Source organism: Escherichia albertii NBRC 107761 = DSM 17582 (genome assembly GCF_000759775.1).
GTDB classification, from domain to species: Bacteria; Pseudomonadota; Gammaproteobacteria; order Enterobacterales; family Enterobacteriaceae; genus Escherichia; species Escherichia albertii.
Genome location: NZ_BBMY01000034.1, coordinates 22,486 through 37,281, shown reverse-complemented (window position 1 = coordinate 37,281; position 14,796 = coordinate 22,486). Strand labels below are relative to the sequence as shown.

At 52.3% G+C, this 14,796-nt stretch carries 16 protein-coding genes and 3 tRNA genes; 12 read left to right on the top strand and 7 right to left on the bottom strand.

The window, feature by feature from the left end; genetic code table 11:
- Window positions 1-318 (top strand): DNA-binding transcriptional activator BglJ (gene bglJ, locus EA14781_RS08535; RefSeq protein ID WP_042335526.1); only part of this gene is annotated, 318 nt, incomplete at its 5' end.
- 39 nt (window positions 319-357) lie between these two features.
- On the opposite strand, the gene fhuF is transcribed toward bglJ, so the two are convergent.
- On the bottom strand, window positions 358-1,146 hold the full coding sequence (gene fhuF, locus EA14781_RS08530; protein ID WP_000122185.1) for a siderophore-iron reductase FhuF: 789 nt from the start codon (window positions 1,144-1,146) through the stop codon (window positions 358-360).
- Window positions 1,147-1,286: 140 nt separating this feature from the next.
- Here fhuF and EA14781_RS08525 point away from each other — a divergent pair, with 140 nt between their 5' ends.
- A complete protein-coding gene (locus EA14781_RS08525) occupies window positions 1,287-1,523 on the top strand; it encodes a DUF1435 domain-containing protein (RefSeq protein WP_123058240.1) in 237 nt (78 codons plus the stop codon).
- 38 nt (window positions 1,524-1,561) lie between these two features.
- On the opposite strand, the gene EA14781_RS08520 is transcribed toward EA14781_RS08525, so the two are convergent.
- The 4 genes from EA14781_RS08520 to rsmC all read right to left on the bottom strand — a co-directional run bounded on the left by EA14781_RS08520 (window position 1,562) and on the right by rsmC (window position 3,214).
- Window positions 1,562-1,648: transfer RNA gene (locus tag EA14781_RS08520), tRNA-Leu, on the bottom strand.
- Window positions 1,649-1,681: 33 nt separating this feature from the next.
- A tRNA-Leu gene (locus EA14781_RS08515) sits at window positions 1,682-1,768 on the bottom strand.
- A gap of 28 nt (window positions 1,769-1,796) precedes the next feature.
- Window positions 1,797-1,883: transfer RNA gene (locus EA14781_RS08510), tRNA-Leu, on the bottom strand.
- Window positions 1,884-2,182: 299 nt separating this feature from the next.
- The gene (rsmC, locus tag EA14781_RS08505) at window positions 2,183-3,214 is read right to left on the bottom strand and encodes a 16S rRNA (guanine(1207)-N(2))-methyltransferase RsmC (RefSeq protein ID WP_001272260.1); all 1,032 of its coding nucleotides are present in this window, start codon (window positions 3,212-3,214) and stop codon (window positions 2,183-2,185) included.
- 102 nt (window positions 3,215-3,316) lie between these two features.
- On the opposite strand from rsmC, the gene holD reads away from it, so the two are divergent.
- From holD to EA14781_RS08465, 8 genes are all read left to right on the top strand, one after another.
- Window positions 3,317-3,730, top strand: a complete 414-nt coding sequence (gene holD, locus EA14781_RS08500) for a DNA polymerase III subunit psi (RefSeq protein WP_000204027.1) — start codon at window positions 3,317-3,319, stop codon at window positions 3,728-3,730.
- Window positions 3,699-4,145, top strand: coding sequence for a ribosomal protein S18-alanine N-acetyltransferase (rimI, locus tag EA14781_RS08495; RefSeq protein ID WP_001092450.1), 447 nt, complete (start codon window positions 3,699-3,701; stop codon window positions 4,143-4,145). The genes holD and rimI overlap by 32 nt, the downstream gene beginning before the upstream one ends.
- A 14-nt stretch (window positions 4,146-4,159) precedes the next feature.
- A complete protein-coding gene (yjjG, locus tag EA14781_RS08490) occupies window positions 4,160-4,837 on the top strand; it encodes a pyrimidine 5'-nucleotidase (protein WP_000870691.1) in 678 nt (225 codons plus the stop codon).
- Between the two features lie 90 nt (window positions 4,838-4,927).
- Window positions 4,928-6,517 (top strand): peptide chain release factor 3, encoded by a 1,590-nt coding sequence (gene prfC, locus EA14781_RS08485; RefSeq protein ID WP_000175957.1) that lies wholly within the window; start codon window positions 4,928-4,930, stop codon window positions 6,515-6,517.
- Window positions 6,518-6,908: 391 nt separating this feature from the next.
- Window positions 6,909-7,514, top strand: coding sequence for a molecular chaperone OsmY (gene osmY, locus EA14781_RS08480; protein WP_000178957.1), 606 nt, complete (start codon window positions 6,909-6,911; stop codon window positions 7,512-7,514).
- Between the two features lie 126 nt (window positions 7,515-7,640).
- Window positions 7,641-7,802, top strand: coding sequence for a DUF1328 domain-containing protein (locus tag EA14781_RS08475; RefSeq protein ID WP_000490275.1), 162 nt, complete (start codon window positions 7,641-7,643; stop codon window positions 7,800-7,802).
- A 122-nt stretch (window positions 7,803-7,924) separates the two neighbouring features.
- Window positions 7,925-8,998, top strand: coding sequence for a patatin-like phospholipase family protein (locus tag EA14781_RS08470; protein WP_000531525.1), 1,074 nt, complete (start codon window positions 7,925-7,927; stop codon window positions 8,996-8,998).
- A complete protein-coding gene (locus tag EA14781_RS08465; protein WP_000563010.1) occupies window positions 8,995-9,777 on the top strand; it encodes a metal-dependent hydrolase in 783 nt (260 codons plus the stop codon). The genes EA14781_RS08470 and EA14781_RS08465 overlap by 4 nt, the downstream gene beginning before the upstream one ends.
- A gap of 147 nt (window positions 9,778-9,924) precedes the next feature.
- On the opposite strand, the gene EA14781_RS08460 is transcribed toward EA14781_RS08465, so the two are convergent.
- Both EA14781_RS08460 and EA14781_RS08455 read right to left on the bottom strand, forming a co-directional pair.
- Window positions 9,925-10,788 carry a YjjW family glycine radical enzyme activase gene (locus tag EA14781_RS08460; protein ID WP_001088425.1) on the bottom strand — a complete coding sequence of 288 codons (864 nt, stop codon included), beginning with the start codon at window positions 10,786-10,788 and terminating at the stop codon, window positions 9,925-9,927.
- On the bottom strand, window positions 10,760-12,310 hold the full coding sequence (locus EA14781_RS08455) for a YjjI family glycine radical enzyme (protein ID WP_001143197.1): 1,551 nt from the start codon (window positions 12,308-12,310) through the stop codon (window positions 10,760-10,762). Before EA14781_RS08455 ends, EA14781_RS08460 begins: the two co-directional genes overlap by 29 nt.
- Window positions 12,311-12,567: 257 nt before the next feature.
- Between EA14781_RS08455 and deoC the strand changes: the two genes are divergently transcribed.
- Window positions 12,568-13,347: a deoxyribose-phosphate aldolase gene (gene deoC / locus EA14781_RS08445; RefSeq protein WP_002430325.1), complete on the top strand. Its 780-nt coding sequence runs from the start codon at window positions 12,568-12,570 to the stop codon at window positions 13,345-13,347.
- A 126-nt stretch (window positions 13,348-13,473) separates the two neighbouring features.
- Complete coding sequence (deoA, locus tag EA14781_RS08440; protein ID WP_000477821.1) at window positions 13,474-14,796, top strand: thymidine phosphorylase; 1,323 nt, start codon at window positions 13,474-13,476, stop codon at window positions 14,794-14,796.

The window sequence follows — 14,796 nt, the reverse complement described above, 5'->3', positions numbered from 1 at the left end:
GACGTGTTTTACCAGGAACTTTTTCTGTCATTAAATGGTGTACGTCAGGCGACCGATCGTCTTAACAACCAGTGGTACATTAATCAAAGTCGCACGTTAAGCCCAACAGAGAGAGAAATATTGCGCTTTATGTCGCGTGGCTACTCAATGACACAAATTGCCGAGCAGCTTAAGCGAAATATTAAAACGATTCGCGCGCATAAGTTTAATGTGATGTCGAAACTGGGCGTCAACTCCGATGCAGGGTTACTGGAAGCCGCAGATATTTTGTTGTGTATGCGGATTTCAGACGCAATTCATGTACTACATCCTTTTTAAAACGATGAACGCCGGGTTAATCGTCCCGGCTGCGTTTTTTTATTTCAGCGTACAGTCGCCGCACTGTTGCACATCTGGCAGGCGGTAACGCTGGCAGCAGGTTCGACGAACTAATAAACCGTCGCGTAGCACGACTGTGCGCCATAATGGATTATCTTCTCCGCTGGAGAGCGTTTTCTCAAAGAACAGGGCATGGCGGAGCGATTCAACGGTTGATTCACCGATTAGTTTTTTCATCTCTGTCAGATACCAGTTGATCAAATAGCCAGTGTTACTCCAGATGAGTTTGCCGTTGATTTCGTTAGTGGCTTCTAGTGCCTGCACAACCGGGATCAACGCTGTCGTGATCAACTTTTCCATTCGCTGCCGCGGTGAATATGTGGCTGCATTCTTGTCTTCACTCACATCGACCCAGAAACAGGCGGCGCGTCCAGTTTCGTGAAACTCAACGTGGAAATGTTCCGGGGAAAGGTCTAACGCTTTTTCCTGCGTCAGCAGCGCCAGCATTAATGGTGGCGTCATCAGGCCGATATACCATTGCGCCCACAGTGAGATCAGCGGCTTGTTTTCGCGGATCATCATCGGTTGGTTGCGGTAGATATGATCGGAATAGACCGCCAGTAGAGAACTTAGCGCATTCGGCGATGACCATTGCGCCAGCGTCATGGCGTTAAGCGGGGCGGGTTCATCCAGACGGATAAATTCCAGCAGATGTTCACGATGTTCGGCGATCGTCGCACGTACCGCTTGTGCAAGTGTTGGATCTTGCGGTTTGAGATGCGTTCGCCAGATAACATCTTCAAAAAGCGGTGCGGAACGATAGGACATAATCGTGATAGTAATCTAAATGATAATGATTGCTAATACTATCGATAGGTTTATCCGATAGCAAGGGGTTTCTCGTGCTTGTAAATGATAAAAATTATCATATGATATTTATTATCATTATCGATGTGAGAGATAAAACCATGTTGCAACGTATGCTGGGTAGTGGTTGGGGAGTATTTTTGCCGGGGTTGTTGATTGCAGGTCTGGCGTATGCTGATTTATCGCCGGATCAGTGGCGGATTGTGATTCTGGTGGGATTAGTGTTGACGCCGGTGATGCTGTATCACAAACAATTACGGCATTACGTTTTGCTGCCATCGTGCCTGGCGCTTATTTCTGGCGTCATGCCGATGATAATGAACGGGAATCAGGGATGAAAAAACAAAGAAGAAACAAGAGAGGAAGTAAAGATAATTGGTGCGAGGGGGGGGACTTGAACCCCCACGTCCGTAAGGACACTAACACCTGAAGCTAGCGCGTCTACCAATTCCGCCACCTTCGCACAGTTATCTTACTTTTTTTGATATCGCCTCGTTGGTGCGAGGGGGGGGACTTGAACCCCCACGTCCGTAAGAACACTAACACCTGAAGCTAGCGCATCTACCAATTCCGCCACCTTCGCCCAGTGCGAGCAATATCAACGTGGTTTTTGGTGCGAGGGGGGGGACTTGAACCCCCACGTCCGTAAGGACACTAACACCTGAAGCTAGCGCGTCTACCAATTCCGCCACCTTCGCATACCATCAATTCTTAAAAAGAATTGCTACCACGGAGGCGCATTCTAGTGGTTTTCAGCTATTCGTCAATAGTTAATTATCGCCTGATGCGTGATTGTTGGAAAAATGGTCATCAGGAGGCTAACGTGCGGGTTTGGTTGGTCGGATAAGGCGTTCACGCCGCATCCGACACGGTATGCGGGTGCAGATGTCAGATGCGACGCTGGCGCGTTTTATCTGGCTTACGATAGGCTAACGTGCAGGTTTGTAGGTTGGATAAGGCGTTCACGCCGCATCCAACAAGGATTGCGGCGTGATTCTTAACCTTTCTTCGCCTGGCGGGTCATAATGGCGCGATACACCTTGAAGCGCCCGGTTTGCGCGATCACTTCGTGGAAACCAAATGTCTCATCCAGTACGTCCGGGTAAGGCAGGAAGGCGTTTGTCACAATTCGCAACTCGCCGCCGCTGTTAAGATGGCGCACCGCGCCGCGAATCAGCGTTTGCGCTGCATCAAGGCTGGTTTGCATCCCGTCGTGGAATGGCGGGTTGGAGATGATCATATCAAAACGACCTTTCACCTCGGAAAAGACGTTGCTGGCAAAGACCTCACCTTCAATGCCGTTAGCAACAAGCGTTGCGCGGCTGGCTTCTACTGCTGGCGCAGAGACATCGCATAAGGTGAGACGAATCTTCGGCGAATGGCGTGCAAAGGCAACCGAAAGCACTCCTGTGCCACAACCGATATCCAGTACTTTGCCTTTCGTGTGCGGGGTTAATGTCGAGAGCAGTAACTGGCTGCCGGCATCCAGACCGTCACGGCTAAATACGCCTGGCAGCGTTTTAATGGTCAGGCCATCAACACTGTATTCGCCCCAGAATTTATCGGCATCAAACACCGGCTGCTTTTCCAGACGACCAAAATAGAGGCCACAGCGACGGGCGCTGTCTACCTTATTCAACGGCGCATAATCGGCCAGCATCTGCTCGGCGCTGCGCACGCCGCTGCGGTTCTCGCCAACGACGAAAATGTCAGTGCCCACCGGCAGCAGAGAAAGTAAATTCATCAACTGGAACTGAGCTTCCGGTTTGTTCTTCGGCCAGTAGTAAATCAGCGTATCGCAATCTGCGACGTCATCCGCCGTTGCCACCAGGCTAAAACGGGCGTTATCTCCCATCTGGCGGCTTAACACCTGCCAGTGGTGGAATTGCTGGGTATGAGCACGGCTGGCCGCGGTATCTAAACGCGCGGGCAGGTCATCCTGTAAGTCTCCGGCAAACAGAATACGGCTTTTTTCGAAATCATCACTGTGACGCAGCAAGACTTCACTTGCCGGGGTAAATGCAGACATGGAATGCTCCTCAATTGATACTAGCGGCGATTATAGCCATATGTTGGCGCGGTATCGACGAATTTGCTATATTTGCGCCCCTGACAACAGGAGCGATTCGCTATGACATCCCGACGAGACTGGCAGTTACAGCAGCTGGGCATTACCCAGTGGTCGCTGCGTCGCCCTGGCGCGTTGCAGGGGGAGATTGCCATTGCGATCCCGGCACACGTTCGTCTGGTGATGGTGGCAAACGATCTTCCCGCCCTGACCGATTCCCTGGTGAGCGACGTTCTGCGTGCATTAACCGTCAGCCCCGATCAGGTGCTGCAACTGACGCCTGAAAGGATCGCGATGCTGCCGCAAGGCAGTCGCTGCAACAGCTGGCGGTTAGGCACTGATGAACCGCTGTCACTGGAAGGCGCTCAGGTGGTATCACCGACGCTCACCGAATTACGGGCAAACCCAACGGCACGCGCCGCATTATGGCAACAAATTTGCACATATGAACACGATTTCTTCCCTCGAAACGACTGATTTACCCGCGGCTTTTCACATTGAACAACGCGCCCACGCCTTTCCGTGGAGCGAAAAAACCTTTGCCAGTAATCAGGGCGAGCGTTATCTCAATTTTCAGTTAACGCAAAACGGCAAAATGGCAGCGTTTGCGATTACGCAAGTGGTGCTGGATGAAGCTACCTTGTTCAATATCGCGGTCGATCCCGACTATCAGCGTCAGGGACTGGGAAGGGCGCTGCTGGAACATTTGATCGACGAACTGGAAAAACGCGGCGTGGCGACCCTATGGCTGGAAGTCCGCGCCTCAAATGCTGCTGCCATTGCTCTGTACGAAAGTTTAGGCTTTAACGAGGCGACGATTCGCCGCAATTACTACCCCACCACGGACGGTCGCGAAGACGCCATCATCATGGCGTTGCCAATCAGTATGTAAGACAAGGTGGAATAATGAAGTGGGACTGGATTTTCTTTGACGCCGATGAAACGCTGTTTACCTTTGACTCGTTCACCGGCCTGCAGCGGATGTTTCTTGATTACAGCGTCACCTTTACCGCTGAAGATTTTCAGGACTATCAGGCCGTTAACAAGCCCCTGTGGGTGGATTATCAAAACGGTGCCATCACTTCATTACAGCTTCAGCACGGGCGTTTTGCAAGCTGGGCCGAACGGCTGAATGTCGAGCCGGGTAAACTCAATGAAGCCTTTATTAATGCAATGGCGGAAATTTGCACGCCGTTGCCGGGGGCGGTTTCCCTGCTTAACACCATTCGCGGCAATGCCAAAATCGGTATCATCACTAACGGCTTTAGCGCCCTGCAGCAAGTGCGTCTGGAACGCACGGGCTTGCGTGACTATTTCGATCTGCTGGTGGTTTCTGAAGAAGTTGGCGTTGCTAAACCGAATAAGAAAATTTTCGATTATGCGCTGGAACAGGCGGGCAATCCTGACCGTTCACGCGTGCTGATGGTTGGTGACACTGCCGAGTCTGACATCCTCGGTGGCATCAACGCCGGGCTTGCGACCTGCTGGCTGAATGCGCACAACCGTGAGCAACCAGAAGGCATTGCGCCCACCTGGACCGTTTCTTCGTTGCACGAACTGGAGCAGCTCCTGTGTAAACACTGATTGCCTCCCCCCCGTTGATGGGTAAAATAGCCGCAATTTTTCGTTTTCAACAAGCGCGGCGCGATGCCGCTTACTCAAGAAGAAAGAATTATGACGTTGTCTCCTTATTTGCAAGAGGTGGCGAAGCGCCGCACTTTTGCCATTATTTCTCACCCGGATGCCGGTAAAACCACCATCACCGAGAAGGTGCTGCTGTTCGGACAGGCCATTCAGACCGCCGGTACAGTAAAAGGCCGTGGTTCCAACCAGCACGCTAAGTCGGACTGGATGGAGATGGAAAAGCAGCGTGGGATCTCCATTACCACGTCTGTGATGCAGTTTCCGTATCACGACTGCCTGGTTAACCTGCTCGACACCCCGGGACACGAAGACTTCTCGGAAGATACCTATCGTACCCTGACGGCGGTGGACTGCTGCCTGATGGTTATCGACGCTGCAAAAGGTGTTGAAGATCGTACCCGTAAACTGATGGAAGTAACCCGTCTGCGCGATACGCCGATCCTCACCTTTATGAACAAACTTGACCGTGATATCCGCGACCCGATGGAACTGCTCGATGAAGTTGAGAACGAGCTGAAAATCGGTTGCGCGCCGATCACCTGGCCGATTGGCTGCGGCAAGCTGTTTAAAGGCGTTTACCACCTTTATAAAGATGAAACCTATCTCTATCAGAGCGGTCAAGGTCACACCATTCAGGAAGTCCGCATTGTTAAAGGGCTGAATAACCCGGATCTCGATGCCGCTGTCGGTGAAGATCTGGCGCAACAATTGCGCGATGAACTGGAACTGGTGAAAGGCGCCTCTAACGAATTCGATAAAGATCTGTTCCTCGCAGGTGAAATCACCCCGGTATTCTTTGGTACTGCGCTGGGTAACTTCGGCGTCGATCATATGCTGGATGGCCTGGTGGAGTGGGCGCCTGCGCCGATGCCGCGTCAGACCGATACCCGTACCGTAGAAGCGAGCGAAGACAAATTTACCGGCTTCGTGTTTAAAATTCAGGCCAACATGGACCCGAAACACCGCGACCGCGTGGCATTTATGCGTGTGGTGTCCGGTAAATATGAAAAAGGCATGAAACTGCGTCAGGTGCGTACTGCGAAAGATGTGGTGATCTCCGATGCGCTGACCTTTATGGCGGGTGACCGTTCGCACGTTGAAGAAGCATATCCGGGCGACATTCTCGGTCTGCACAACCACGGCACCATTCAGATCGGCGATACCTTTACCCAGGGCGAGATGATGAAGTTCACCGGTATTCCGAACTTCGCACCGGAACTGTTCCGTCGTATCCGCCTGAAAGATCCGCTGAAGCAAAAACAGTTGCTCAAAGGGCTGGTACAGCTTTCCGAAGAGGGCGCGGTGCAGGTGTTCCGTCCTATCTCTAACAACGACCTGATTGTCGGTGCGGTTGGTGTGCTGCAGTTCGATGTAGTGGTGTCGCGTCTGAAGAGTGAATACAACGTCGAAGCGGTGTATGAATCGGTCAACGTCGCTACCGCTCGCTGGGTAGAATGCGCGGATGCGAAGAAATTCGAAGAGTTCAAGCGTAAGAACGAAAGCCAACTGGCGCTGGATGGCGGTGACAACCTCGCTTACATCGCTACCAGTATGGTCAACCTGCGCCTGGCGCAGGAACGTTATCCAGACGTTCAGTTCCACCAGACTCGCGAACATTAATTCTTGCCTTAAGGGCGCGGCAACCGCTGCGCCCTGTCAATTTCCCTTCCTTATTAGCCGCTTGCGGAATGTTCTTAAAACATTCGCTTTTACCTGTTTTTTAGACGATGTGCCGGGCGGTTTCAAAATTGTGATCTATATTTAACAAAGTGATGACATTTTGGTTGGTTTTAAACACTGTTCAATTCGTGGATATCAGTATTTAAAACCGTTAGTTGTCATCGCATTGATATAAATAACTGAATCAGAGACAGAAATGGTCGTTATTCATCGCTTGTCGTTTTTGTGACGGCGACCATGGACTTCTGCACAGGGTGAAGCCTCTCCCTTTCAGCAATGCAACCTCGTGTTGCCTGGCTCAAATTACGAGCAAACATACAGGAATACATCGATGACTATGACAAGACTGAAGATTTCGAAAACTCTGCTGGCTGTAATGTTGACCTCTGCCATAGCGACTGGATCTGCTTTTGCAGATAACAATGTGCAGACTGGTGCTGAAACTGCAGGGCAAAAAGTCGATAGCTCTATGAGTAAAGTCGGTAATTTCATGGATGACAGCGCCATCACCGCGAAAGTGAAGGCAGCGCTGGTGGATCATGACAACATCAAGAGCACCGATATCTCTGTCAAAACCGATCAAAAAGTCGTGACATTAAGCGGATTTGTTGAAAGTCAGGCACAGGCCGAAGAGGCAGTGAAAGCGGCGAAAAGCGTTGAAGGCGTGGTCTCCGTTAGCGACAAACTACACGTTCGTGACAGTAAAGAAAGCTCTGTAAAGGGTTACGCGGGTGATACCGCCATCACCAGTGAAATCAAAGCCAAACTTCTGGCGGACGACACTGTCCCTTCTCGCCACGTTAACGTTGAAACCACCGATGGCGTTGTTCAGCTCTCCGGTACCGTAGATTCTCAGGCACAAAGTGACCGTGCTGAAAGTATCGCCAAAGCGGTAGATGGTGTGAAAAGCGTTAAAAATGATCTGAAAACTAAGTAATTCGTCGTAATTCGTCCTCCCGAGCTTTGTCGGGAGGCACGATGTACACCACACTAAAAATATCGCATTGAGTGGTTTGTATGCTCATATCCAGCGGTAACACTAACTATGGTAAAGGGGACGCTTATGTTTCGTTGGGGCATCATATTTCTGGTTATCGCGTTAATCGCCGCCGCACTTGGCTTTGGTGGGCTGGCAGGTACTGCGGCAGGCGCAGCAAAAATCGTTTTTGTCGTTGGAATTATTCTGTTCCTGGTGAGTTTGTTTATGGGCCGAAAACGCCCCTAGATTTCAGACTATTAAGAAAATTTTATACAAAGCCAGTCCAGTGGACTGGCTTTTACGGTTTTAGCGAATAATAAATTGCGTTACTTTGTCAGTCTTTCACAATGAAAAACAGGAAGGCAGAGGTGGGGCAGCGAATACCTGTAACGCTTGGTAATATTGCGCCGTTGTCGCTAAGGCCGTTCCAGCCCGGACGAATTGCGCTGGTATGCGAAGGCGGTGGGCAGCGCGGAATCTTCACGGCTGGCGTGCTGGACGAGTTTATGCGTGCGCAGTTTAACCCTTTCGATCTTTATTTCGGCACGTCCGCCGGGGCGCAAAATCTGTCGGCGTATATCTGCAACCAGCCAGGTTACGCGCGCAAAGTCATTATGCGCTATACCACAAAACGCGAATTTTTCGATCCATTGCGTTTTGTTCGTGGCGGCAATCTTATCGATCTTGACTGGTTGGTGGAGTCGACTGCAAGCCAGATGCCGTTGCAGATGGACACCGCCGAACGGCTATTCGATAGCGGAAAATCTTTTTATATGTGCGCCTGTCGTCAGGATGATTACTCGCCGAATTACTTTTTACCGACCAGGCAAAACTGGCTGGATGTCATTCGCGCTTCCAGTGCGATTCCTGGATTTTATCGCACAGGGGTATCACTGGACGGCGTTAACTATCTTGATGGTGGGATCAGCGATGCTATTCCGGTCAAGGAAGCCGCAAAGCGAGGGGCGAAAACGCTGGTGGTGATCCGTACCGTGCCGTCGCAAATGTACTATACGCCGCAGTGGTTTAAACGTATGGAACGCTGGTTAGGTGACAGCAGCCTGCAGCCGTTGGTTAGTTTGGTGCACCACCATGAAACCAGCTATCGCGCCATCCAGCAATTCATTGAAAAGCCGCCGGGCAAGCTGCGGATTTTGGAAATTTATCCGCCGAAACCGTTGCATAGCATTGCGCTCGGTAGCCGACTTCCCGCGCTGCGTGAAGACTATAAGCTTGGGCGTTTATGCGGTCGCTATTTCCTGGCGACGCTCGGTAAAATACTCACCGAAAAACCGCCGCTCGCCCGTCATCTGGCGCCTGTAGCGACAGCGGAATCGCTTGTCATTCCGCCAGCGCCCGTCGCCAACGATACGCTGGTTGCTGGAGTGAGCGACGCTCCGCAGGCGAATGACCCAACATTTAACAACGAGGATCTGGCTTGATTTGCCGTTTTATCGACACCCATTGCCATTTTGATTTTCCGCCGTTTTGCGGTGATGAAACTGCGAGCCTGCAACGCGCGGCACAAGCGGGTGTCGGCAAGATCATTGTTCCGGCAACTGAGGCGGCAAATTTTGCCCGCGTGCAGGCGTTGGCGGAAAATTTTCAGCCGCTGTATGCCGCCTTAGGGTTGCATCCGGGGATGTTGGAAAAACACACCGAGGCGTCGCTGGATCAGTTACAGCAGGCGCTGGAAAGGCGCCCTGCGAAGGTGGTAGCGGTGGGGGAGATCGGTCTGGATCTCTTTGGCGATGATCCACAGTTTGAGAGGCAACAGTGGTTGCTCGACGAACAACTGAAACTGGCGAAACGCTACGATCTCCCGGTGATCCTTCATTCACGGCGCACGCATGACAAGCTGGCGATGCATCTTAAGCGCCACAATTTGCCGCGTGCGGGCGTTGTCCACGGATTTTCTGGCAGCCTGCAACAGGCCGAACGGTTTGTGCAACAGGGCTACAAAATTGGCGTAGGCGGTACTATCACCTATCCACGCGCCAGTAAAACACGCGATGTCATCGCAAAATTACCGCTGGCATCGTTGTTGCTGGAAACCGACGCGCCGGATATGCCACTCAACGGTTTTCAGGGGCAACCCAATCGACCGGAACAGGCAGCCCGGGTGTTTGCTGTGCTGGGCGAGCTACGCCCGGAACCGGCGGATGAGATTGCGGAAGTGTTGCTTAATAACACGTATACGGTGTTTAACGTTCGTGGGTAGTTTGTCTTTCGCAGGCCGGATAAGGCGTTCACGCCATATTCGTCAGTCGGCGCACAATGCCTGATGCGAGGCTGACGCGTCTTATCATGCCTACAGGGCTGTGCCCAACCGTAGGCTGGATAAGGCGTTCACGCCGCATCCGGCATATCAAAGATACAGCGCCGGAAATATCAACCTGCTCACTCCGCGCTCCCGTAATGCATCAGCCAACCTCTCAACGTCTTCCGGCGTGGCGCTCGGCCAGCTTTGCGCTTCGCCATACACGCCGTGGGCATGAAACGCGTTCAGGCGTACCGGAACAGCGCCAAGTCTCTTGATAAACGCCGCCAGCTCATCGATGTGTTGCAAATAATCCACCTGTCCTGGGATCACCAGTAAACGCAGTTCCGTCAGCTTACCGCGCTCTGCAAGCAGACTGATGCTGCGCTTAATTTGCTGATTATCGCGTCCGGTTAACTGTTGATGGCACTCGCTCCCCCAAGCTTTTAGGTCGAGCATTGCGCCGTCGCACACCGGGAGCAGTTTTTCCCAGCCGGTTTCGCTCAACATGCCGTTGCTGTCCACCAGACAGGTGAGGTGACGCAGTTGCGGATCATTTTTGATAGCAGTAAACAGCGCCACCACGAACGGGAGTTGAGTTGTGGCTTCACCGCCGCTCACCGTTATCCCTTCAATAAACAGCACCGCTTTGCGGATATGGCTAAGCACCTCATCCACACTCATGGATTGTGCCATCGGCGTGGCATGTTGAGGACACATCTTCAGGCAAGTATCACACTGCTCGCAGAGCGCCGCGTTCCACGCCACTTTGCCGCCGACAATCTGCAACGCCTGATGCGGACACTGTGGCACGCACTCTCCGCAATCATTGCAGCGCCCCATCGTCCACGGATTGTGACAGTTTTTGCAGCGCAGATTGCAGCCCTGCAAAAACAGAGCCAGACGACTACCTGGCCCGTCAACACAGGAGAAGGGGATAATCTTACTGACTAAAGCGCATCTGCTGTTCATGGCTTATCACGCGTGGCTGGCGTTCCAGAATACGAGTGTTGCGTGCGGCTTCTTCCCCCAGCCAGGTGGTGTTGGTACGTGAGCCTTCGGCACGATATTTTTCCAGATCCGACAAACGCACCATATAACCAGTAACGCGAACCAGATCGTTACCGCTGACATTGGCGGTAAATTCACGCATGCCGGCTTTAAAGGCGCCGAGGCAAAGCTGTACCAGCGCCTGCGGATTACGTTTGATGGTTTCGTCGAGCGTCAGGATGTCACTGATGCCGGAATAATAATAAGCATGATGCGGGGCGACGGTTTGCAGATGGGTGATGGGATCTGGCTCATCGCCATACGGCAAGCGCGCGCCCGGCGTGGTGCCGATATCAGAACTGATCCCCGACTGTGCATGTAACATTGCACGTTTTTGCCAGCCATATTTCACTGGCGTGTTGGCGACAAACTCCGCCAGTTGCGCGCTGATGCGATAACCCACTTCATTTGCGGCGGCTTCTTTACCGTAGCGTGCGGCAATCCCTTCTTTCTCGCACAGCAGGTTGACCGCTTCTGCCAGCCCATACATGCCAAACATTGGCACAAAACGTTCAGGGCTAATCAGCCCTTCTTTCACCAGGAAGCTATTCTCAAAGAAGTGTGATTGTTGATAGAGGAATTCACACCGCGCATCGATGATGGCGATCTGCTGCTGGCAGTAGTGCGGTAGAGTGCGCGTAAAGAAGTCATCCAGCGATTCACTGCGCTCGGCAATGGCTTTCAGGTTAAGGCGCACCAGCGTGCTGCCACCACCCGCCAGCGGCAGTGAGTTGTAACAGCTCACGATCCCGTAGCCACCTTTTGTGAAAATTTTATCATGTACCGGACCGTTGGCGATGTGCGGCTTGCTACATTCACAGATGTTTTTTGCTACTTCCAGTAGCAGATCATCAGGAGTGATTTCAGGATCGTAGATAAAGGTCAGGTTTGGTGAAACCTGCTTAAGTTCAGCATCTGCACGCAATATTGCGCGAGTGATGGGCGAATCAGCCGGGCCGATATTGGCGTGCATGAAGGCGTCTGGCAAGGTTCTGTCGAGATAACGCCAGAAACGTTTTATTCGAATATCGATCTCGTCTTGTGTTAGAATTCTAACATATGGTTGCAACAACGCATCCAGTTGCCCCAGGTAGACCGGCATCGATGTGACCGACGGTACGTGGTGGTAAAGAATGGTCAGCAGAGAGAGTGCATCATCAAGATCTTTCGCGCCTTCCAGCTCCAGCCATTCAGAACCGTTCGCCAGAAAACGGGCGTAATCCGGTAAGACATAGCGCGGTTTGTACGGCGCATGACCTTCAAACATATCGCAGATTACGCCTTCATCCAGCGCACGACGGGCTTCGGCAGGTAGCTCCGGGTAAGGCAGATTGTTTTCTGCTTCCAGCGCCAGGAAATGGCGTTTCTGTTCCGGGCTAAGCACCGGACTGGTGACAATTTGCTGGCAACGTTGTTGCAGTGCAATTTCATGAGAAGTGGGCATCTTCTTTTCCTTTTATGCCGAAGGTGATGCGCCATTGTAAGAAGTTTCGTCGTGTTCACTTTGATCCTGATGCGTTTGTCACCAATGACGCATTCGTTTGAAAGTGAATTATTTGAACCAGATCGCATTACAGTAGTGCAAATTTGTAAGTAGATTTCCTTAATTGTGATGTATATCGAAGTGTGTTGCGGAGTCGATGTTAGAATACTAACAAACTCGCAAGGTGAATTTTATTGGCGACAAGCCAGGAGAATGAAATGACTGATCTGAAAGCAAGCAGCCTGCGTGCACTGAAATTGATGGACCTGACTACCCTGAATGACGACGACACCGATGAGAAAGTGATCGCTCTGTGTCATCAGGCTAAAACTCCGGTCGGCAATACCGCCGCTATCTGTATCTATCCTCGCTTTATCCCGATTGCTCGCAAAACCCTGAAAGAGCAGGGCACCCCGGAAATCCGTATTGCTACGGTAACTAACTTCCCACACGGTAACGACGACATCGAAATTGCACTGGCGGAAACCCGTGCGGCAATCGCCTACGGTGCTGATGAAGTTGACGTGGTGTTCCCGTACCGTGCGCTGATGGCGGGTAACGAGCAGGTTGGTTTTGATCTGGTGAAAGCCTGTAAAGAGGCTTGTGCAGCAGCGAACGTACTGCTGAAAGTGATCATCGAAACCGGCGAACTGAAAGACGAAGCGTTGATCCGCAAAGCGTCTGAAATCTCCATCAAAGCCGGTGCTGACTTCATCAAAACCTCTACCGGTAAAGTGGCGGTGAACGCGACCCCAGAAAGCGCGCGCATCATGATGGAAGTCATCAAGGATATGGGCGTAGAAAAAACCGTTGGTTTCAAACCGGCGGGCGGCGTGCGTACTGCGGAAGATGCGCAGAAATATCTCGCTATCGCAGATGAACTGTTCGGCGCTGACTGGGCAGATGCGCGTCACTATCGCTTTGGTGCTTCCAGCCTGCTGGCAAGCCTGCTGAAAGCACTGGGCCACGGCGACGGTAAGAGCGCCAGCAGCTACTAAGTAAGATGCTTTGCGCCTGATGCGCTGTGCTTATCAGGCCTACGGGTAGATACGTCTCGTAGGCCGGATAAGGCGTAGACGCATCTGGCAAAAGCCGCTTCATACTCTTTTCCTCGGGAGGTTACCTTGTTTCTCGCACAAGAAATTATTCGTAAAAAACGTGATGGTCATGCGTTGAGCGATGAAGAAATTCGTTTTTTTATCAACGGCATTCGCGACAACACTATCTCCGAAGGGCAGATTGCCGCCCTCGCGATGACCATTTTCTTCCACGATATGACGATGCCGGAGCGTGTCTCGCTGACCATGGCGATGCGAGATTCAGGAACCGTTCTCGACTGGAAAAGCCTACATCTGAATGGCCCGATTGTTGATAAACACTCGACCGGCGGCGTCGGCGATGTGACTTCGCTGATGTTGGGGCCAATGGTCGCAGCCTGCGGCGGCTATATTCCGATGATCTCCGGTCGCGGCCTCGGTCATACTGGCGGCACGCTCGACAAACTGGAATCCATCCCTGGCTTCGATATCTTCCCGGATGACAACCGTTTCCGCGAAATTATTAAAGATGTCGGCGTGGCGATTATCGGCCAGACCAGCTCACTGGCTCCGGCGGACAAACGTTTCTACGCGACCCGCGATATTACCGCAACCGTGGACTCTATCCCGTTGATTACCGCCTCTATTCTGGCGAAAAAACTGGCGGAAGGTCTGGATGCGCTGGTGATGGACGTGAAAGTGGGTAGCGGCGCGTTTATGCCGACCTACGAACTCTCTGAAGCCCTTGCCGAAGCGATTGTTGGTGTGGCTAACGGCGCTGGTGTGCGCACCACCGCGTTGCTCACTGATATGAATCAGGTGCTGGCCTCCAGTGCCGGTAACGCGGTTGAAGTGCGTGAAGCGGTGCAGTTCCTGACCGGTGAGTATCGTAACCCGCGTCTGTTTGATGTCACGATGGCGCTGTGCGTGGAGATGCTTATCTCCGGCAAACTGGCGAAAGATGACGCCGAAGCGCGCGCGAAATTGCAGGCGGTGATGGATAACGGTAAAGCGGCAGAAGTCTTTGGTCGTATGGTGGCAGCACAAAAAGGCCCGACCGACTTCGTTGAGAACTACGCGAAGTATCTGCCGACAGCGATGCTGACGAAAGCAGTCTATGCTGATACCGAAGGTTTTGTCAGTGAAATGGATACCCGTGCGCTGGGGATGGCAGTCGTTGCAATGGGCGGCGGTCGCCGTCAGGCATCTGACTCCATCGATTATAGCGTCGGCTTCACTGATATGGCGCGTCTGGGCGACCAGGTAGACGGCCAGCGTCCGCTGGCGGTTATCCACGCGAAAGACGAAACCACCTGGCAGGAAGCGGCAAAAGCGGTGAAAGCGGCAATTAAACTTGCCGATAAAGCACCGGAAAGCAAACCAACTGTCTATCGCCGTATCAGCGAATAA